This window comes from Streptomyces sp. NPDC026659 (assembly GCF_040638245.1).
Classification (GTDB): Bacteria; Actinomycetota; Actinomycetes; order Streptomycetales; family Streptomycetaceae; genus Streptomyces.
In genome coordinates, this window is sequence record NZ_JBEZXY010000003.1 from 44,420 (window position 1) to 62,637 (window position 18,218).

Consider the following 18,218-nt stretch of genomic DNA (forward strand, 5'->3'; position numbering starts at 1 on the left):
CGTACGGCTCTGACGGCGCAGCTCAGGGACGCCGGATGGCGTCGGCCGCGGCGGTGGCGGCGGTTCCTGCCGCCAGCTCGGTCTCCAGCAGCTGCTTGCCGAGCAGCTCCGGGTCGGGCAGCTCCATCGGGTACTCGCCGTCGAAGCAGGCGCGGCACAGGTTCGGCTTGGCGATGGTGGTCGCGTCGATCATGCCGTCGATGGAGATGTACGCGAGCGAGTCGGCGCCCAGGCTGGTGCCGATCTCCTCGATGGTCATGCCGTTGGCGATCAGCTCGGCGCGGGTGGCGAAGTCGATGCCGAAGAAGCAGGGCCACTTCACGGGCGGCGAGGAGATCCGGATGTGGACCTCGGCGGCGCCGGCCTCGCGCAGCATCCGCACCAGGGCCCGCTGGGTGTTGCCGCGCACGATCGAGTCGTCCACGACGATCAGGCGCTTGCCCTTGATGACTTCCTTGAGCGGGTTCAGCTTCAGCCGGATGCCCAGCTGGCGGATGGTCTGCGAGGGCTGGATGAAGGTGCGGCCCACATAGGCGTTCTTCACCAGGCCGTTGCCGAAGGGGATGCCGGAGGCCTCCGCGTACCCGATGGCGGCCGGGGTGCCGGACTCCGGGGTGGCTATGACCAGGTCGGCCTCGACCGGCGCCTCCTTGGCCAGGCGGCGGCCCATCTCCACACGGGAGAGGTAGACGTTCCGCCCCGCGATGTCGGTGTCCGGGCGCGCCAGGTAGACGTACTCGAAGACACAGCCCTTGGGCTTCGCTTCCGCGAAGCGCGAGGTGCGCAGGCCGTTCTCGTCGATGGCGATGAACTCGCCCGGCTCGATCTCGCGGACGTAGGAGGCGCCGCAGATGTCGAGGGCGGCGGACTCCGAGGCGACGACCCAGCCGCGCTCCAGGCGGCCGAGGACCAGCGGGCGGATGCCCTGCGGGTCGCGGGCGGCGTACAGCGTGTGCTCGTCCATGAAGACGAGGCTGAAGGCGCCCTTCACCTGCGGGAGGATGCGGTGGGCCGCCTCCTCGATGGTGAGCGGCTTGCCGTCCTCGTCGACCTGGGCGGCGAGGAGCGCCGTCAGCAGGTCGGTGTCGTTGGTGGCCGCGACGCGGGTGGAGCGGCCGTTGGTGTCCTTGGGCAGTTCGGCGACCATCTCCGCGAGCTGCGCGGTGTTGACCAGGTTGCCGTTGTGGCCGAGCGCGATCGAACCGTGCGCGGTGGCGCGGAACGTCGGCTGGGCGTTCTCCCACACGGAGGCGCCGGTGGTCGAGTAGCGGGCGTGTCCGACCGCGATATGACCCTGGAGCGAACCGAGCGAGGTTTCGTCGAAGACCTGGGAGACCAGGCCCATGTCCTTGAAGACGAGGATCTGGGAGCCGTTGCTGACCGCGATTCCCGCGGATTCCTGGCCCCGGTGCTGGAGGGCGTAGAGCCCGAAGTACGTGAGCTTTGCGACCTCTTCGCCAGGCGCCCAGACACCGAAGACGCCGCAAGCGTCCTGGGGGCCTTTTTCGCCGGGAAGCAGATCGTGATTGAGTCGACCGTCACCACGTGGCACGGCTCCGAGTGTAGGCGAGGCAGACGGCTACTCCGAATTGGGGATACGTAGCGGCTGCCGAACCCGGGCTTGCGATCACCTTGGGTCTTTTTGCGTTTCGCCTGGTCACAGCGGTGCGTATCGGACGACTCCCGGCGCGGTCCAGCGCCCGGAGGCGTCTTCGGCCGCTCCCCGGGGGCGTCCCGAGTGAGGTGTCGCACATCAATCTGGCGCGATCCGGGTGAGGTTCACGCGCTCGCCGTGACCGCTTGTGAGCGTGAGTCTCCCGTCCTCGGTGCGGGCGGTGAGGGTCTGCCGGTCGAGGGCTGCGGCGAGGGCACGCTCGAAGGTCATCCGGGCGGGGTCACAGGCGATCTTGGTGGTGCGCAGGGCGCCGAAGGAGATCCGGTCGTCGTGCACGGCGGCCCGGGTGCCGAAGGTGTTGCAGCCGAGGTCGCCGCCCGCGCTGCCGTCCTCGTCCACGCGCAGCCGGGCGCCGGAGGGGGCGCGGAGGGTCGTGTTCCCGGTGGTGAGACTGTCGACCCGCCACTCCACACCGGTCACCGGCTGCCGGGGCCCCACCGAGCCACTGGCCGCCCCCTCGCTTCCACAGGCCACCATGACCGGGACGAGCACGGCGGCCGCCGTCAGGGTCCTGCACTGCTTGTACCGGTACATACCGGTTCGACGTGCTGGAGGTGCCCGGGGTTCCGCCGTGGCCTTCCGCCCCGGTCTTCCGCTACGGCAGCAGCGGGAGCAGTCCCGACAGGTCCGCGCGCTCGCCGCTCGCGCTCACCTCGGCCCGCGCGAGGGCGTCCGGCCAGGTCAGGCGGCCGGTGGCGAGTCGCAGCCAGGTCAGCGGGGCGGTCTCCACGACGTTGGGCGGGGTGCCGCGCGTGTGCCGGGGGCCTTCCACGCACTGGACCACGGCGTACGGCGGCACGCGGACCTCGGTGGAGCCGCCGGGCGCCTTCAGGGCGAGGGCGTCGGCGAGCACGCGGGTGGCGGCGGCGAGGGCCTGCCGGTCGAGCGGTACATCGAGGCCGGGGACGCTCGTGTTGAGGTCGTCGGCGCACAGCACCAGATCGACGAGCCGGGTGACCAGGAAGTCGTCGAGGGTCATGACCCCGGAGCCGGTCTCCACGAGCCGTTCGGCGGGGTGGGCGTCGAGGAGGCCGCGGAGACTCCGCTCGACGTCGGCGAGCGGAGCGGCTGGTGCGTCCGGTGCGCTCGGTGCGTCCGGTGCGTCCGGTGCGCTCGGCCTGGTCCCCGGCGCCAGGAACCACCCGGCCGGGGTGAGCGTCGCCCTCGGCCCGGCGGGGCGCTCGACCGCGTGCCCGACCTCGGCGAGCGACGCGGCGACCGCCGCCGTCAGCCGGAGCACCGGCCCGGAGTCGAGGTCCCGTACGGCCTCCCGTACCTGACCGAGCTGGGCGAGAACCGCCGCGCGGATCTTGGCGGGGTCGTACCGACGGGGGCGTTTCTTGGCCGGGGGCATGCCGGTGACCCTATGCGTCCCGGGCGCCGCCGGACTCCCGGACGGCGTAACCGCGCAGGCCGTTGTCGATCAGGTCGAAGGCGGCCCGGGCGCGCGCGGGCGCCTCGGCGGCGATCAGGTCCATGCTCTCGCCCTCGGCCACGCGGCGGTGGTGCTCCTCGATCAGGGCGTTGCGGGCGGCGCTGAGGGTCGCGGCGACGACGGTGGCCCGCATCAGGTCCCCGGTCTCGGCGGCCAGCAGCGCGGCCAGTTCGCGGGCGCCGCGCTGGGCGGCGAGGAAGGCGCGCTCGGTCAGTACCGGGGTGGAGAGCACCAGTTGGCGGATCCGGTGGGCGAACGGATCGGGGTTGAGGCCGATCGCGGGGTCGCGGTTCTCGATCATCTCCAGGAACTGCCGGCGTACGGCGTCCACGGCGGACTCGCCGGGTTCGCGGTCGCGCACGGCGCGGGCGGCGTCCGCGAAGTGCTCCTCCATCGGCTTGAAGACCAGGTCTTCCTTGGTGTGGAAGTAGTTGAAGACCGTCATCTTCGAGACCTCGGCGGCGTCCGCGATCTCCTGCACGGAGACGTCGTCGAAGCCCCGCTCGACGAACAGGTCGATCGCGACCCGGTAGATCCGCTGCCCCGTCTGCCGCTTCTTGCGCTCGCGCAGCCCCATCGCCTCAGCCATGCCCACACCTTACCGCGATGAATTTTAGGCCAGGATGAAGCTTGAGCCTGGATGAAATATTGACTGAGTACATCAACAGGGGGCATGGTGAGGCCCATGACTGCGACTCAGCGCCGCCTCGGCATGCTCGTCTGCCTGGTCACGATCGTCCTGGCCGTCCTGGACATGCAGATCGTGTCCGCCGCGACCGTCCCGATCGTCCGGGATCTCGACCCGGCCCACGGCATCTCGAAGATCCCCTGGCTGGTCAGCGCGTTCTCACTGGCCTCCGCCGCGATGCTGCCGCTCTACGGCAAGCTCTGCGACACGCTCGGCGCCAAGCCCGTCTTCCTCGGCGCGCTCGGTGCCTTCCTGACCGGCTCGGCGCTGTGCGGCGCGGCTCCCTCGCTGGGCTGGCTGATCGCGTCCCGCGCGGTGCAGGGCGTCGGCGCGGGCGGCCTGATGAGCGTCACGATCGTGGTGATCGCCCAGCTCAAGGGCCCCGGCGAGAAGCGGAACCGGAGCGCGGGCGCGGGCGGGGTCGTCGCGGGCGGCGGCATGGCGGTCGGACCCTGGCTCGGCGGCTTCCTCGCCCAGCACGCGAGCTGGCGCTGGGCCTTCTTCATCAACCTGCCCCTCGGCATCGCCGCGCTCGCCACCGCCGTGGTCGTCCTGAAACTCCCGCGCGCCACCCGCTCCCACGCCATCGACTTCCCCGGCGCCGCCCTCGCCGCGGCCTTCGCGACCACGCTGCTGCTGGTCACCGAGTGGGGCGGCAAGCGGTACGCCTGGTCCTCGCCGGAGATCGTCGGCCTGGCCCTGGGGTGCGTCGTCGCACTCGCCCTGCTGCTCGTCCGCCAGGCCACCGCGGCCGAGCCGATCCTGCCGCTGCCGATGTTCCGCGTCCCCGAACTCCGCCTCGGCTTCGCCCTCCAGGGACTCATCGGGCTCGCCATGACCGGCGCGACCTACTACGTGCTGGTCTACCTCCAGCTCGTCCGCGCCGTCCCCAGCTCCTCCGCCGGGCTCTTCCTGCTGCCGATGGCGGTGGGCATCATGGCCGTCGGCCTGGTCACCGGCCGGCTCACCGCACGCGGCTGGTCCGAGCGGACCTTCGTGATCAGCGGCACGATCGTCACCCTGGCCGCGTTCCTGCTGCTGGCCGGCACCGGCACCACCACCTCGCTCTGGCAGGTGCGCGGCGCGCTGCTGCTGCTCGGCGCCGGGTTCGGCCAGCTCCTCGGCCAGCTGATCCAGCTGGCGCAGGACGCCGCGCCCGCGCACCAGCTCGGCGTGGCCACCACCGCCGCCCGCTTCTTCCAGACCCTCGGCACCTCACTGGGCGCCACGCTCTTCGGCACCCTGCTGAGCCGCCTCTACGACGGCCCGGGCGACGTCGGCTCCCTGGCCGCGCTGCGCGGCGCGGACCGGGTGCGGGGCATGGCCGCGTACGTCTCCGCGACGGACACGGTGTTCCTGTGCGGGGCCGGAATCATGCTGCTGTGCCTGCTGCTGGCGCTGCGGCTGCCGAGGCGGCGGCCCGTTCCGGGCGGGCCGGGTGAGCCGGTGCGGGAGCCGCTCCCCGCCTGAACACGTGAGGAGGCCCCCCGAGGTACGGGGAGCCTCCTCACTCACGTCTGATGCCTACGCCTATGCCAGCAGCGCCGGAATCGTGTTCTCGTGCGCCTCGCGCAGCTCCGCCAGGGACAGGCCGAACTCGCCCTGGATCTCGACCGAGTCCCCGTCCACGACACCGATCCGGGTGGCCGGAAGGCCCCGCGCACCGCACATGTCGGTGAAGCGCAGCTCCTCCGAGCGCGGCACGGCGACGACCGCGCGGCCCGCCGACTCCGAGAGCAGGAAGGTGAACGCGTCCAGACCGTCCGGGACGATCAGCCGCGCGCCCTTCTCCCCGAGCAGCGCCGACTCGACCACGGCCTGGATCAGACCGCCGTCGGACAGGTCGTGCGCGGAGTCGATCATGCCGTCGCGGGAGGCGGCGATCAGGATCTCGGCGAGCAGCCGCTCACGCTCCAGGTCGACCTTCGGGGGCAGCCCGCCGAGGTGGTCGTGGATCACCTGGGACCAGGCCGAGCCGCCGAACTCCTCGGAGGTGTCGCCCAGCAGGTAGAGGAGCTGGCCCTCCTCCTGGAAGGCGACCGGGGTGCGCCGGGCCACGTCGTCGATGACGCCGAGGACCGCGACCACCGGGGTCGGGTGGATGGCGGCCTCGCCGGTCTGGTTGTAGAGGGAGACGTTGCCGCCGGTCACCGGGGTGCCGAGCTGGAGGCAGCCGTCCGCCAGACCGCGCACGGCCTCCGCGAACTGCCACATCACGGCCGGGTCCTCGGGCGAGCCGAAGTTCAGGCAGTCGGAGACCGCAAGGGGCTTGGCGCCGGTCGTCGCCACGTTCCGGTACGCCTCCGCCAGCGCCAGCTGCGCGCCCGTGTACGGGTCGAGCTTGGCGTAGCGGCCGTTGCCGTCGGTGGCGATGGCGACACCGAGGCCGGTCTCCTCGTCCACGCGGATCATGCCGGAGTCCTCCGGCTGGGCCAGGACGGTGTTGCCCTGCACGAAGTGGTCGTACTGCGAGGTGATCCACTTCTTCGACGCCTGGTTGGGCGACGCGACCAGCTTCAGGACCTGCGCGCGCAGTTCCTCGGCGGTGGCCGGGCGGGGCAGCTTGTTCGCGTCGTCGGCCTGGAGGGCGTCCTGCCAGTCGGGACGGGCGTAGGGGCGCTCGTAGACCGGGCCGTCGTGGGCGACGGTGCGCGGGTCGACGTCCACGATCTTGCCGCCGTGCCAGAAGATCTCCAGGCGGTCGCCGTCGGTGACCTCACCGATGACGGTGGCGATGACGTCCCACTTCTCGCAGATCTCCAGGAAGCGGTCGACCTTCTCGGGCTCGACCACCGCGCACATGCGTTCCTGCGACTCGCTCATGAGGATCTCCTCGGGCGAGAGCGTGGAGTCGCGCAGCGGGACGTCGTCCAGGGTGACGCGCATGCCGCCGGAGCCGTTGGAGGCCAGCTCGCTGGTGGCGCAGGACAGCCCGGCCGCGCCGAGGTCCTGGATGCCGACGACGAGCTTCTCCTGGAACGCCTCCAGGGTGCACTCGATGAGGAGCTTCTCCTGGAAGGGGTCGCCGACCTGCACCGCGGGGCGCTTCGAGGGCTTCGCGTCGTCGAAGGTCTCACTCGCCAGGATCGAGGCGCCGCCGATGCCGTCGCCGCCGGTCCGGGCGCCGTAGAGGATGACCTTGTTGCCCGCGCCGGACGCCTTGGCGAGGTGGATGTCCTCGTGCCGCATGACACCGATGGCACCGGCGTTGACCAGCGGGTTTCCCTGATAGCAGGCGTCGAAGACGACCTCGCCGCCGATGTTGGGCAGGCCCAGGCAGTTGCCGTAGCCGCCGATGCCCGCGACGACGCCGGGCAGCACCCGCTTGGTGTCGGGGTGGTCGGCCGCGCCGAAGCGCAGCGGGTCCACGACCGCGACCGGGCGGGCGCCCATGGCGATGATGTCGCGCACGATGCCGCCGACGCCGGTCGCGGCGCCCTGGTACGGCTCCACGTACGACGGGTGGTTGTGCGACTCGACCTTGAAGGTGACCGCGTAGCCCTGGCCGACGTCCACCACGCCCGCGTTCTCGCCGATGCCGACGAGCAGGGCGTCCGACTGGGGCGCCTTCTCGCCGAACTGGCGCAGGTGGACCTTGGAGGACTTGTACGAGCAGTGCTCGGACCACATGACCGAGTACATGGCCAGCTCGGCACCGGTCGGGCGGCGGCCGAGGATCTCGACCACGCGGTCGTACTCGTCCTTCTTCAGACCGAGTTCGGCCCAGGGCAGCTCGACGTCAGGGGTGGCGGCCGCGTTGTCGACCGTGTCCAGAGGCGTCCGGCTCATGCGTTGACCAGCTTCTTGAGGATCGAGGTGAAGAACGGGAGGCCGTCGGTGCGGCCCGTGCCGATCAGCGGCTCGACGGCGTGCTCGGGGTGCGGCATCAGGCCGACGACGTTCCCGGCCTCGTTGGTGATGCCGGCGATGTCGTTGAGCGAGCCGTTGGGGTTCATGTCCAGGTAGCGGAAGACGACCCGGCCCTCCGCCTCCAGCTTGTCGAGCGTGTACGCGTCGGCGACGTACCGGCCGTCCATGTTCTTCAGCGGGATGTGGATCTCCTGGCCCTGGCGGTAGTCGCCGGTCCAGGCCGTCTCCGCGTTCTCCACCCGCAGCTTCTGGTCGCGGCAGATGAAGTGGAGGTGGTCGTTGCCGAGCATCCCGCCGGGCAGCAGATGCGCCTCGGTGAGGATCTGGAAGCCGTTGCAGATGCCGAGGACCGGAAGTCCGGCCCTGGCCTGCTCGATGACGGACTCCATCACCGGCGAGAAGCGGGAGATCGCCCCGGCGCGCAGATAGTCGCCGTAGGAGAAACCGCCGGGGAGCACTACGGCGTCGACCTGCTTGAGGTCCTTGTCCTTGTGCCAGAGGGCGACCGGTTCGGCGCCCGCGAGTGTGATCGCGCGCCGGGTGTCACGGTCGTCGAGACTCCCGGGAAATGTGACGACACCAATACGAGCGGTCACTCCGCCGCCCCCGCGACTTCTTCCACCTTGACGATGAAGTCCTCGATCACGGTGTTGGCGAGGAAGGATTCCGCAAGATCGTGGATGCGGGCGAGCGCGGCCTCGTCGACCGGCCCCTCGACTTCCAGCTCGAATCGCTTTCCCTGACGGACGTCCGAGATCCCTTCGAAACCCAGACGCGGCAGCGCACGCTGGACCGCCTGGCCCTGGGGGTCGAGGATCTCCGGCTTGAGCATGACGTCGACTACGACGCGTGCCACTGGCACTCCCGGTGTGTGGTGCTGAGCAGGTTCCTTCAGACTACCCGTACAAAATTTCTACGCGAGTAGAGTTGGAGGAAAGTACGTGACCCGCATCACGATCGGGTGTCGAAGACGTGCGCCCGCGAAAATTTCTGGGAAAGTTCTCCAGTCCGTGCGCGAGATCTATTGATGCCGGACACGCGGGCGGTTTTAGTGGGTCTTCCTCTTTCATTGCCGAGCGCTGTACAAATGAATTGGCAATAGCGGATACTCGGCATGTCGTAGCCGTGAGCCGTATCAACGTGCCGCACGAAGGGACCGATATTCGTGGCGCAAAAAGTCGTGGTCACTCTGTTTGACGACATCGACGGCTCGGAAGCGGCGGAGACGATCGCCTTCGGGCTCGACGGCAGGTCGTACGAGATCGACCTGAACGAAACCAATGCCAGGAAACTGCGCAAGGCGCTCGCCCCCTTCGTGGAGGCCGGCCGCAAGCGCGCCCGGTCCGGCAAGGCGTACAAGCAGACCGAGGTCGCCCCCGACCCGTCGGCCGTCCGCGCCTGGGCGCAGGCGAACAAGATGGACGTCCCCGCGCGCGGACGCATCCCCAAGAAGGTCTACGAGGCGTTCAGCGCGGCCCAGTGAGCCGGAGCGGTTCCTCAGGGTCCGGCGGCGGACCCTGAGAGTCGCTCACCTGTCCGCAGGGGGAACCGACTTGCGCTACCCCCCTGCCGATCGGCTAATGTCTGGAGCACGCCGAGGGGCGAGGCCGAAAGGCCGAATCCCGAAGGTCGTGCGGGTGTAGTTCAGTAGTAGAACATCCCCCTTCCAGGGGGAAGGCGCAGTGTGCGATTCCTGTCACCCGCTCTGGCACCGGTCACAAGCATCCTTTTGGATCAGGTAGGCTGGTGCTCGCACCGATCGGTGGGAGCCGGTCGGGAGCAGTGCGGACGTAGCTCAGTTGGTAGAGCGCAACCTTGCCAAGGTTGAGGTCGCGAGTTCGAGCCTCGTCGTCCGCTCGGGAAAAAGACCCCGGTCCATTGGGCCGGGGTCTTTTCGTATGCGCTCCGCCCTTCTGACATTTGTCATGCCCGGCGATGACAGCGCGCACTGCCGACTCCCGTCCGCCGCCGGGACGCTGAAGTCATGGACAGCGACGAGCAAGAGCACGTGATCGAGGTCACCGACCTGCGGCGCGTCTACGGCACCGGCTTCGAGGCCGTGCGGGGCATCACCTTCTCCGTGGCCCGCGGGGAGATCTTCGCCCTGCTCGGTACCAACGGCGCGGGCAAGACGTCGACCGTCGAGCTGCTGGAGGGGCTGGCCCGGCCGGACGGCGGCCGGGTCCGGGTGTTCGGCCACGATCCCCACCGCGACCGCGCCGCCGTACGCCCCCGTACCGGGGTCATGCTCCAGGAGGGCGGCTTCCCGGCCGATCTCACCGTCGCCGAGACGGCCAGGATGTGGGCGGCCTGCACCAGCGGGGCCCGGCCCGAGGCGGAGGCGCTGGAGCGGGTCGGCCTCGCCGGGAAGAGCGGCGTACGGGTCAAGCAGCTCTCCGGCGGCGAGCGGCGGCGCCTCGACCTCGCGCTCGCCCTGCTCGGCGACCCCGAGGTCCTGTTCCTGGACGAGCCGACGACCGGTCTGGACGCCGAAGGCCGCCGGGACACCTGGGAGTTGGTGCGCGCCCTGCGCGACGCGGGGACGACCGTGCTGCTCACCACGCACTATCTGCACGAGGCCGAGGACCTGGCCGACCGCCTCGCGATCCTGCACGAGGGCCGCATCGCCGCCTCCGGCACCCCGGCCGAGGTCACCGCGGACCGGCCCGCGCGCATCTCCTTCCGGCTGCCCGAGGGCTGGTTCCCCGGCGATCTGCCGCCGCTGGCCGAACTCGGCGTGTGCGGACACGAGGTCAGCGGACGGACCGTCCGGCTGAGCACCCGTGAACTCCAGCGCTCCGCCACCGGAGTGCTGACCTGGGCCGAACGGAACAAGGTCGACCTGCACGGACTGGACGTGCGGCCGGCCTCACTGGAAGAGGCGTTCCTCGGGATCGCCGGAGAGCGGGAGGCCGCGGCATGAGCGGGACTGTCAGCACGGCGACGGCAACGGAGTCCGGGAGCCGGGGGCCCACGGCCCTTCAGCGGCTCACCGCGCTCGCCCGGGCCGAACTCGCCCTCCTCGGACGCAATCGGGGTGTCGTGCTCACCGCGCTGCTGGTGCCGCTCACCGTGCCGTTCAGCCTTCGGGGCGCGGTGGACAAGATGAACCTGAAGGAGGCGGGGCTCACCCTCGGCGCGGTCATGCTGACCGCCGCCCTCGGCTTCACCTTCCTGTTCGCCGTCTACGCCTCCCTCGTCAACGCCTATGTCGCCCGCCGCGAGGAACTCGTCCTCAAGCGGCTGCGCACCGGCGAGCTGTCCGACGCCGAGATCCTCACCGGCACCGCCCTGCCCGCCCTGGGCCTCGGTCTCGCCCAGGCCCTGCTGCTGTGGGCGGGCTGCGCGGTGCTGCTGCACACCGGCCCGCCGAAGGCGCCGTATCTGACGGTGCTGGGGATCGTGACGGGTCTTGTGCTGAGCGCCGCGCTCGCCGCGCTCACCGCCTCCTTCACCCGGAGCGTGGAGAGTGCCCAGGTCACCGCCCTGCCGCTGGTGTTCGTCTCGATGCTCGGCTCCGGCATCATGTTCCCGGCCGGCCTGATGCCCGACGGACTCGCCCGGATCTGCGCGTTCCTCCCGCTCTCCCCGGCGATCCGTCTGGTGAGCGGCGGCCTGACCGGTGGGATGAGCGCCTACGAGACGCTGGGCGCCGTCGCGGGCGCGCTGGCCTGGGTGATCGTGGCCGTGTTTGCTGTACGGCGGTGGTTCCGGTGGGAATCACGGCGCTGAACGGCGCCGGACCAGACGGGACCGACGGCGCCGAACCGGCGCCGGACGAAGGGGGCGGAACATGCGCGGGCCGGTCGGCTGGTGGCGTGGAAAGAGCACTCCGGCCAAGGTCGAGACGTACACACGGTGGTCGTTCCACGTCTTCGCCGTGATCGAAGTCGTCTCGGTCGGGCTTCCCGCCCTCCCGCACCTGCCGGGCCGGCCGGGAGTGTGGCTGGTCCTGCTCGTGTGCCTGCACGCCGCCGTCTGCGCGGTGACCGCGGCCCGGTCGCTGGACTGGACGCGCGGCCTGCGCCCCCAGCCCGTACGGCTGCTGTGGACGCTGGCCGCCGTCACCGCCGCCGTCGCGGTGACCAGCCTCGCCATCGCCCAGCGCGGCCCGCAGGGCCACGGCCTGCCGGAGGTGACGGGAACGCTCTTCGCGGGCTCGCTCAGTTTCGGCGGTGGCACCATCGCGCTCGGCGTGCGCGACCGGCGCCGGGTGCTCGCGATCGTGGTGGGCTTCGCGGCCGGCGCCGGCCTGTACACCTTCCCGCTCCACATCCCCGGGCTCTCCGGGCTCGGCACGATGCTGGCGGTGCTGGTCGGCGCCGGGTTCCTCGCCTTCACCTCCCTCTTCTCCGTCTGGCTGCTGAACGCCGTCTACGCGCTCGACGAGGCCCGCGAGACACGCGCCCGGCTCGCCGTCGCCGAGGAGCGGCTGCGGTTCGGGCGGGATCTGCATGACGTGCTGGGCCGGAACCTCTCGGTGATCTCCCTGAAGAGCGAGCTGGCCGTCCAGCTCGCCCGGCGCGGACGGCCGGAGGCCGTGGAGCAGATGATCGAGGTGCAGCGGATCGCGCAGGAGTCGCAGCGCGAGGTCCGCGAGGTCGTACGCGGCTACCGCGAGGCCGACCTCGGCATCGAACTCGCGGGTGCGCAGGGTGTGTTGACGGCCGCCGGGATCGTCTGCGAGATACGGGACGAGACGGCGGAGCTGCCCGCGCCCGTGCAGTCCGCGCTCGGCTGGGTGGTGCGCGAGGCGGCCACCAATGTGCTGCGGCACGGGGACGCGCAGCGGTGTTCCGTGGCGGTGCGGGTGCGCGAGGGGCACGCGGTGCTGACGGTGGAGAACGACGGCGCGGGCGCCCTCCCGGGCGGGACCGGCGGGTCCGGGCCGGCCGAGGGCGGCGGGTCCGGGCTGGCCGGGCTGCGGGAGCGGCTGGCCGCCGTGGACGGCGCGCTGGAAGCGGGGCCGGTGACCGGGAACCGGTTCCGGCTGGTCGCCGAGGTGCCGCTGCGCCGGCCGGTCCCGTCGGCGGACGAGCGAAGAGTGAAAGTGAAGGAAGTCGCCCCATGAACGGTCCGGTACGGCTGCTGCTCGCCGACGACGAGCATCTGATCCGGGGCGCGCTGGCCGCCCTGCTCTCCCTGGAGGACGACCTGCTTGTCGTCGCCGAGGCGGCGAGCGGGCCCGAGGCGCTGGCCATGGCGCGGGCCCACCGGCCCGACGTGGCGGTGCTGGATCTCCAGATGCCGGGCGCCGACGGTGTGAGGGTCGCCACATCCCTGCGGTCCGAACTGCCGGGCTGCCGGGTGCTGATCGTCACCGGGCACGGGCGCCCCGGACACCTGAAGCGGGCGCTCGCGGCCGGTGTGCGCGGGTTCGCCCCGAAGACGATGAGCGCCCAGCGGCTCGCCGAGATCATCCGTACCGTGCACGCCGGACAGCGGTACGTCGACCCGGAGTTGGCCGCCGACGCGATCTCCGCCGGGGACTCCCCGCTGACCGCGCGGGAGGCCGAGGTGCTGGAGCTGGCGGCCGACGGCGCGCCGGTCGCGGAGATCGCGGAGCGGGCCGCGCTGTCCCCGGGGACCGTGCGGAACTACCTCTCCTCCGCTGTCACCAAGCTCGGCGCGGAGAACCGGCACGCGGCGGTGCGTCTCGCACGGCAGCGGGGTTGGGTATAGTTGGCTCCGCGCCACGGCGCACTGCGGACGTAGCTCAGTTGGTAGAGCGCAACCTTGCCAAGGTTGAGGTCGCGAGTTCGAGCCTCGTCGTCCGCTCCATGAAGAAGCCCCCGGTTCTCACCGGGGGCTTCTCGCGTTACCAGCGGGTGCCGGTCAGATGCTCGTACGCCTCGATGTACTTGGCGCGGGTCGCCGCCACGACCTCCTCGGGGAGCGCGGGCGGGGGCTGCTCGCTCTTGCGGTCCCAGCCGGAGTCGGGCCCGGTCAGCCAGTCGCGCACGAACTGCTTGTCGTACGACGGCTGGGCGCGGCCCGGCTGCCACTGGTCGGCCGGCCAGAAGCGGGAGGAGTCCGGGGTCAGCACCTCGTCCGCGAGCACGAGGGTGTCTCCGTCGAATCCGAACTCGAACTTGGTGTCCGCGAGGACGATGCCCCGGTCGCGGGCGATGTCGCGGGCGCGGGAGTACACCGCGAGGGTGGCCTGGCGCAGCTGGGCGGCGGTCTCGGCGCCGACCTGACGGGCCACCTCCTCGTAGGAGACGTTCTCGTCGTGCTCGCCGACCTCGGCCTTGGTGGCCGGGGTGAAGATCGGTCCGGGCAGCTCCGAGCCGTCCTCCAGGCCCTCGGGGAGGGCGAGGCCGCACACCGTGCGGGACTCCCGGTACTCCGCGAGGCCCGAGCCGGTGAGGTAACCCCGGGCCACGCACTCCACGGGGACCATGCGCAGCGACTTGCAGACCAGGGTGCGGCCCGCCCAGTCGGCGGGGGCGCCCTCGGGCAGCTCGGTGCCGATGACGTGGTTGGGCGCCAGGTCGCGCAACTGGTCGAACCACCACAGGGAGAGCCGGGTCAGCACCCGGCCCTTGTCGGGGATCTCGCTGGGCAGCACCCAGTCGTAGGCGGAGATGCGGTCACTGGCGACCATCACGAGGTCGCCCGCCTCGTTCCGGTACAGGTCCCGCACCTTGCCGGTGTGCAGGTGCACCAGGCCCGGAACCTCGATCGGCTCGGGCTTTTCTACGAATCCGGACACGGTTCCTCCCCGTGGTTCTGTCCAACTGCCTCGATTCTCCCGTATACGGCGACGAGGGTGTCGTCCGGGTGGTCAGTCGCGCTTGCAGATGCGGTCCAGGAGGTTGGCCGTGGCTCGCTGGATACGGGGGTCCACATGGCCGGGGCGGTCCAGCGCCGGGGACCAGGCGAAGGTGCCGGAGGCGAACACCCAGGCGCCGGAGGGGGCGCGGTAGAGGGAGGTCTCCTGGTGGCGCCGTACGCCGTCGCCGTCGAGGTAGGGGGAGTGGGCGAGGAGGATGCGCTCCTCGTGCTCGGGGAGCGCGGTGCGCGGGAAGTAGCGGTCGGCCTCGCCCGCGACCAGGCCCTCGATGCCGTCGCCCTCGCGGGCGCCGGTCGCCTCCCACAGCCAGTGGTCGGCGTTGCGCACGATCAGGGGGCTGGGTTCGGGGACGCGGCCCGCGTACTGGATGCCGATCAGCTGCTGTTCGGGCCGGTCGATCTCGCGCCAGAGCACGGGTTTGCCGGGGCCCTTGCGCTTGCGGCAGGTCAGCAGCCGGTCCGGGACGCCGGAGGCCGAGGGCGCCAACTCCACCTGCCAGTACATGGTGTTGGCGGAGAGGAAGACCAGCGAGGTGCCGTGGTCGCGGGCGTTCTCCACGGCCCGGCGCATCGGGACCGACCAGTACTCGTCGTGGCCCGGGAAGACCAGGCCCCGGTAGCGGGTGGGGTCGACGCGGCCCGCGTGCAGATCGCGGGCGTCGGCGTAGGCGAGGTCGTAGCCGTACCGTTCCGCCCAGCGGATGAAGTCGTAGGCGTGGCCGACGTGCAGGGGCAGGCCCGCGCCCGCGTACGGCCGGTCGAAGGAGACCGTGACGGCCGCGTCGGCCTCGCCGAGCAGCCGGCCCCTCTCGTCCCAGGCGTGGTAGAGGCTGGCGCCGGTGTGGCCGTCCTCCGGGTAGAGGTTGTACGCCTGCCAGGTCACGTCGGGCAGCAGCAGGAGCAGGTCGGCGGGCTGGTCGTCGCGGACCGTGAAGGGGATGTGGGAGCGGTAGCCGTCGCTGGTGGTGAGGACGGCCACGTAGGCGCCGACCTGCCACTCCTCGGGGACCTGGAGGCGCCAGGACAGCCACCAGTGGTGGCAGGAGACCGTGCGGTCGGCGGCCAGCGGCTCGGGCTGGACGATGCCGGAGAGCCGGGGGCTGTTGGTGATCTTCGCGGCACCGTGCCCTGCGTAGTGGCCGATGCGGTAGATGTCGACGCTGAACTCCTGGGGCGGGTCGACCGTGATGTGGAAGTCGATCGCCTTGCCGGGCTCGACCGCGCCGGTGGAGGCGAAGCCCTTGATCTGGCGGTGCACGTCGTCGGCCGAGCGGGGGCCGGGGCCCGCCGAACGGGGAGCGGGTACGCGGGTGCCGCTCGCGCTCGTGGTGGTGTGCGGCTGGGTGGTGTCCACGTACCAGGGCACCACGTGACCGGTGTCGTCGAAGTAGGTCTCACTGCCGCGCAGCCAGGGCACCGGGCCCAGGCCGAAAGGGTCGGTGACGGCGTGCGCGAGTGCTCCGGACTCCCAGCGGCGGATGTGGTCCGAGGCCATGGGCGCTCCCCTCCCTCATGCCCCCGTTGCCGTTGTCGTGGTGCGGGTGGTGCGTGGTGCGGGTGATTCGTGGTGCTCGGTGCGGTTCTGCTCGGTGCCTGTCTTATGCCGATGCCATGTGCGTGTCGGTCTCAGCACATCACATAACGCACGGCTCCGGTCACTATTCGTTGTGAATTGGCCTGAAGTGGAAGTCGGTGCTCCGTTATCGGCCGGAGTCAGCCCAGCCGGACCGGCTTCTCCGGGCGTATCCCGGCGGCGGCGAGCCAGTCCCGCAACGGCCCCGGGTTCCCCTCCTCGATCAGGCTGAGCACCCTCGGCCCGAGATCGGTGGCCCGCTTGCCGTCCAGCAGCAGGGTCGGCCCGTCGAGCCAGTCGAGGCCCGGGGCGGCCCCCGCGGAGTCGACGGCCGCGCAGCACACCATCGCCGTGACATGCGCGACCAGCAGCTCCCGGCCGGTCCGGGGCGGCTGCAACGGGAACAGCGGCAACGCCCCCTCGTCCCACAGCTCGGGGTCCCGCCCGAGCCCGGACGCGGTGGCCCCGCGCGGCACGGTGCTCTCCTCCCGGGCCAGCTCGGCGCTGAGGCCCGCGGCGAGGGCGGAGCCGCGTTCGGTGGTGGGGTCGGGATCGTCGGGGTCGGTGTGCGCGGAGGCGGGATCGTCGGGGTCGGTGTGCGCGGAGGCGGGCAGGGCCGGTGCGTCGTCCTCCGGCATCCTCCGCCCGGGCACCTCGGCCGGAGCCGCCAGGTGGTCCAGGACCCGGGCCAGGGTGGCGCCGCCCGAGGCCGGGGGGCGGTCGGGGAGCCCGTCCAGCACCCGGTGCAGACGGGCCGCCTCCGCGCGCCAGGTGCGGTCGACGACCTCCTCCGGGTAGGCGTGCCAGTCGACCGGGGACCACTGGGGGCCCGGGCCGGTGGGGGCGCCGTGGAAGAGGCGCGCGGCGAGCAGGGAGACCGCTTCGTCCGCCACCCCGGGCTCCTCCAGGAGATCGCAGGCCGGACGCTCGCCGAGGCGGGAGGTGAAGCCGTCGGCCAGCCGGTCGCGCCGGGACAGCTCGGTCAGCGCGGCGACCACGCCCGCGTCCAGGCGGGAGGGCCAGCGGCCCATCCGCCAGGCGGGCAGCGCCACCCTGGTCAGCAGCCGGTCCCAGCCCGCGTAGGCGAGCCCGACCTGCTCCTGGGCGACGATCCGGGGGCCGTAGTCCACCGACTGGGCGCGCTCGGCCGCCGCCGCGGCGACCCCGCGCTCCATCAGCACCGCGTGCTCCCGGCAGGCGCGCAGCAGCAGCCTGGCCACCCAGCCGAGCGCCCCGCACACGCCCCGGGTCAGCGGACCGCGGCCGCTCGTCGCGGAGACGGCCACCGCCGCGTCGAGACCCCGTACGAAGCGCCGGGCGGCGGCTATGTCCGGCTGCGCGGAGGGGCCCGTACCGGCGACGACCGGGGCGAGCACCGCGCGCAGCTCGGCCACCCGCATCCACCACAGGAACGGGGAGCCGATGACGAGGACGGGCGCGGGCGCGGCACCGCCGGGGGCGTCACCGGGGGCGAGGCCCGGCACGGTGGGGGTGGCTGCCGTCTCGCGCGGCGGCGGCCCGTGCGCGGGATGCGTACGGTCCTCCAGCCAGCTGTCGCAGTCCGGCGTGAGCGCTATCGCGGAGGGCGCGGGCACATCAAGGCGCTCGGCCAGGTCCCGCACCAGCCGGTACAGATCCGGCGCGGCCCGCTCCGACACCGGCACCGTCGGCGTCTCGGCCGGGCGCGCGCGGGCCACGACCAGGGCGACACCGGCGGCCGCCAGCAGCACCACCAGCGCGAAGCCGCCCACGATCCAGCGGGCCAGATCCCAGCCGGGCCCGGCGAACTGGCCGGTGGCACCGCCCGTCAGCAGGATCACCTCGGCCGCCGCGGGCAGCAGTGCCACGCCCAGCGCGCGACCCCGGACCCGCAGCACGGCCAGGGCCCGCGAACGCGCGGCCCGCGCGCCCGCCTCCCCACCGATTCCGGTCATGAGCGGAGCTCACCCCCTCCGTGCCGCTCCCGTGCTCTCCTGGCGTTGCCCACTCCCCCACTGTGGCACCCACCACTGACATCGCAATGCCGGTGGGCCAAGTGCCGGAATGCTTGCGCCGCACCATAGTTGGGGCCCCGGCCCCCGTCAGCCGGATAGCTGATTGCTCACTCGATGGAATGGCTTTGGTCAGAGGTGAGTGACAGAAAGCAAAGATCAGGCCCCGGATTCACGCATGTCCGGGGCCT

Annotated in this window: 16 protein-coding genes and 3 tRNA genes; 9 read left to right on the forward strand and 10 right to left on the reverse strand. The window is 71.8% G+C overall.

From position 1 onward, the window contains the following. Positions 1–22: 22 nt before the first annotated feature. The 4 genes from purF to AB0E91_RS09070 form a co-directional block, all read right to left on the reverse strand. On the reverse strand, positions 23–1,552 hold the full coding sequence (gene purF / locus AB0E91_RS09055) for an amidophosphoribosyltransferase (RefSeq protein ID WP_361777493.1): 1,530 nt from the start codon (positions 1,550–1,552) through the stop codon (positions 23–25). 201 nt (positions 1,553–1,753) lie between these two features. Continuing rightward, positions 1,754–2,209, reverse strand: coding sequence for an META domain-containing protein (locus AB0E91_RS09060; RefSeq protein ID WP_361777496.1), 456 nt, complete (start codon positions 2,207–2,209; stop codon positions 1,754–1,756). A gap of 61 nt (positions 2,210–2,270) precedes the next feature. Next, the gene (locus AB0E91_RS09065; RefSeq protein WP_361777499.1) at positions 2,271–3,029 is read right to left on the reverse strand and encodes a sterol carrier family protein; all 759 of its coding nucleotides are present in this window, start codon (positions 3,027–3,029) and stop codon (positions 2,271–2,273) included. A 10-nt stretch (positions 3,030–3,039) separates the two neighbouring features. Further along, the gene (locus AB0E91_RS09070; protein WP_361777502.1) at positions 3,040–3,699 is read right to left on the reverse strand and encodes a helix-turn-helix domain-containing protein; all 660 of its coding nucleotides are present in this window, start codon (positions 3,697–3,699) and stop codon (positions 3,040–3,042) included. A 96-nt stretch (positions 3,700–3,795) separates the two neighbouring features. Between AB0E91_RS09070 and AB0E91_RS09075 the strand changes: the two genes are divergently transcribed. Then, positions 3,796–5,268 (forward strand): MFS transporter, encoded by a 1,473-nt coding sequence (locus AB0E91_RS09075; RefSeq protein ID WP_361777505.1) that lies wholly within the window; start codon positions 3,796–3,798, stop codon positions 5,266–5,268. Between the two features lie 60 nt (positions 5,269–5,328). On the opposite strand, the gene purL is transcribed toward AB0E91_RS09075, so the two are convergent. Genes purL through purS form a run of 3 tightly spaced genes read right to left on the reverse strand, consistent with a single transcriptional unit; the run spans position 5,329 to position 8,524 of the window. After that, positions 5,329–7,587, reverse strand: a complete 2,259-nt coding sequence (gene purL / locus AB0E91_RS09080; protein ID WP_361777508.1) for a phosphoribosylformylglycinamidine synthase subunit PurL — start codon at positions 7,585–7,587, stop codon at positions 5,329–5,331. Further along, the gene (purQ, locus tag AB0E91_RS09085; RefSeq protein ID WP_361777511.1) at positions 7,584–8,264 is read right to left on the reverse strand and encodes a phosphoribosylformylglycinamidine synthase subunit PurQ; all 681 of its coding nucleotides are present in this window, start codon (positions 8,262–8,264) and stop codon (positions 7,584–7,586) included. Before purQ ends, purL begins: the two co-directional genes overlap by 4 nt. Continuing rightward, positions 8,261–8,524, reverse strand: coding sequence for a phosphoribosylformylglycinamidine synthase subunit PurS (gene purS, locus AB0E91_RS09090; protein WP_361117157.1), 264 nt, complete (start codon positions 8,522–8,524; stop codon positions 8,261–8,263). The genes purQ and purS overlap by 4 nt, the downstream gene beginning before the upstream one ends. A 309-nt stretch (positions 8,525–8,833) precedes the next feature. On the opposite strand from purS, the gene AB0E91_RS09095 reads away from it, so the two are divergent. The 8 genes from AB0E91_RS09095 to AB0E91_RS09130 all read left to right on the forward strand — a co-directional run bounded on the left by AB0E91_RS09095 (position 8,834) and on the right by AB0E91_RS09130 (position 13,449). Next, positions 8,834–9,151 carry an Lsr2 family protein gene (locus tag AB0E91_RS09095; RefSeq protein ID WP_161181538.1) on the forward strand — a complete coding sequence of 106 codons (318 nt, stop codon included), beginning with the start codon at positions 8,834–8,836 and terminating at the stop codon, positions 9,149–9,151. A 150-nt stretch (positions 9,152–9,301) separates the two neighbouring features. Beyond that, positions 9,302–9,373 (forward strand) — tRNA-Gly (locus AB0E91_RS09100). Between the two features lie 79 nt (positions 9,374–9,452). Continuing rightward, positions 9,453–9,525 (forward strand) — tRNA-Gly (locus tag AB0E91_RS09105). A 127-nt stretch (positions 9,526–9,652) separates the two neighbouring features. Next, a complete protein-coding gene (locus AB0E91_RS09110) occupies positions 9,653–10,591 on the forward strand; it encodes an ABC transporter ATP-binding protein (RefSeq protein ID WP_361777515.1) in 939 nt (312 codons plus the stop codon). Continuing rightward, entirely contained in the window at positions 10,588–11,400 is an 813-nt protein-coding gene (locus AB0E91_RS09115) for an ABC transporter permease (protein ID WP_361777518.1), read from the forward strand. The genes AB0E91_RS09110 and AB0E91_RS09115 overlap by 4 nt, the downstream gene beginning before the upstream one ends. A 61-nt stretch (positions 11,401–11,461) precedes the next feature. Then, entirely contained in the window at positions 11,462–12,739 is a 1,278-nt protein-coding gene (locus AB0E91_RS09120; protein ID WP_361777521.1) for a histidine kinase, read from the forward strand. Next, positions 12,736–13,350 (forward strand): response regulator transcription factor, encoded by a 615-nt coding sequence (locus tag AB0E91_RS09125; protein WP_361777524.1) that lies wholly within the window; start codon positions 12,736–12,738, stop codon positions 13,348–13,350. Before AB0E91_RS09120 ends, AB0E91_RS09125 begins: the two co-directional genes overlap by 4 nt. Positions 13,351–13,373: 23 nt before the next feature. Next, positions 13,374–13,449, forward strand: a tRNA-Gly gene (locus tag AB0E91_RS09130). Between the two features lie 37 nt (positions 13,450–13,486). Here AB0E91_RS09130 and AB0E91_RS09135 read toward each other — a convergent pair. The 3 genes from AB0E91_RS09135 to AB0E91_RS09145 all read right to left on the reverse strand — a co-directional run bounded on the left by AB0E91_RS09135 (position 13,487) and on the right by AB0E91_RS09145 (position 17,970). Next, positions 13,487–14,383: a phosphoribosylaminoimidazolesuccinocarboxamide synthase gene (locus tag AB0E91_RS09135; protein ID WP_361777527.1), complete on the reverse strand. Its 897-nt coding sequence runs from the start codon at positions 14,381–14,383 to the stop codon at positions 13,487–13,489. A 72-nt stretch (positions 14,384–14,455) separates the two neighbouring features. Beyond that, positions 14,456–15,958 (reverse strand): N,N-dimethylformamidase beta subunit family domain-containing protein, encoded by a 1,503-nt coding sequence (locus AB0E91_RS09140; RefSeq protein ID WP_361777530.1) that lies wholly within the window; start codon positions 15,956–15,958, stop codon positions 14,456–14,458. Positions 15,959–16,176: 218 nt separating this feature from the next. Next, complete coding sequence (locus AB0E91_RS09145; protein WP_361777533.1) at positions 16,177–17,970, reverse strand: hypothetical protein; 1,794 nt, start codon at positions 17,968–17,970, stop codon at positions 16,177–16,179. Between the last annotated feature and the right edge of the window lie 248 nt (positions 17,971–18,218).

Coding starts and splice junctions, on each gene's coding strand:
- AB0E91_RS09060 (WP_361777496.1), bottom strand. CDS start 2,209: ATGTACCGGTACAAGCAGTGCAGGACCCTGACGGCGGCCGCCGTGCTC.
- AB0E91_RS09065 (WP_361777499.1), bottom strand. CDS start 3,029: ATGCCCCCGGCCAAGAAACGCCCCCGTCGGTACGACCCCGCCAAGATC.
- AB0E91_RS09070 (WP_361777502.1), bottom strand. CDS start 3,699: ATGGCTGAGGCGATGGGGCTGCGCGAGCGCAAGAAGCGGCAGACGGGG.
- AB0E91_RS09075 (WP_361777505.1), top strand. CDS start 3,796: ATGACTGCGACTCAGCGCCGCCTCGGCATGCTCGTCTGCCTGGTCACG.
- purL (WP_361777508.1), bottom strand. CDS start 7,587: ATGAGCCGGACGCCTCTGGACACGGTCGACAACGCGGCCGCCACCCCT.
- AB0E91_RS09110 (WP_361777515.1), top strand. CDS start 9,653: ATGGACAGCGACGAGCAAGAGCACGTGATCGAGGTCACCGACCTGCGG.
- AB0E91_RS09115 (WP_361777518.1), top strand. CDS start 10,588: ATGAGCGGGACTGTCAGCACGGCGACGGCAACGGAGTCCGGGAGCCGG.
- AB0E91_RS09120 (WP_361777521.1), top strand. CDS start 11,462: ATGCGCGGGCCGGTCGGCTGGTGGCGTGGAAAGAGCACTCCGGCCAAG.
- AB0E91_RS09125 (WP_361777524.1), top strand. CDS start 12,736: ATGAACGGTCCGGTACGGCTGCTGCTCGCCGACGACGAGCATCTGATC.
- AB0E91_RS09140 (WP_361777530.1), bottom strand. CDS start 15,958: ATGGCCTCGGACCACATCCGCCGCTGGGAGTCCGGAGCACTCGCGCAC.
- AB0E91_RS09145 (WP_361777533.1), bottom strand. CDS start 17,970: ATGACCGGAATCGGTGGGGAGGCGGGCGCGCGGGCCGCGCGTTCGCGG.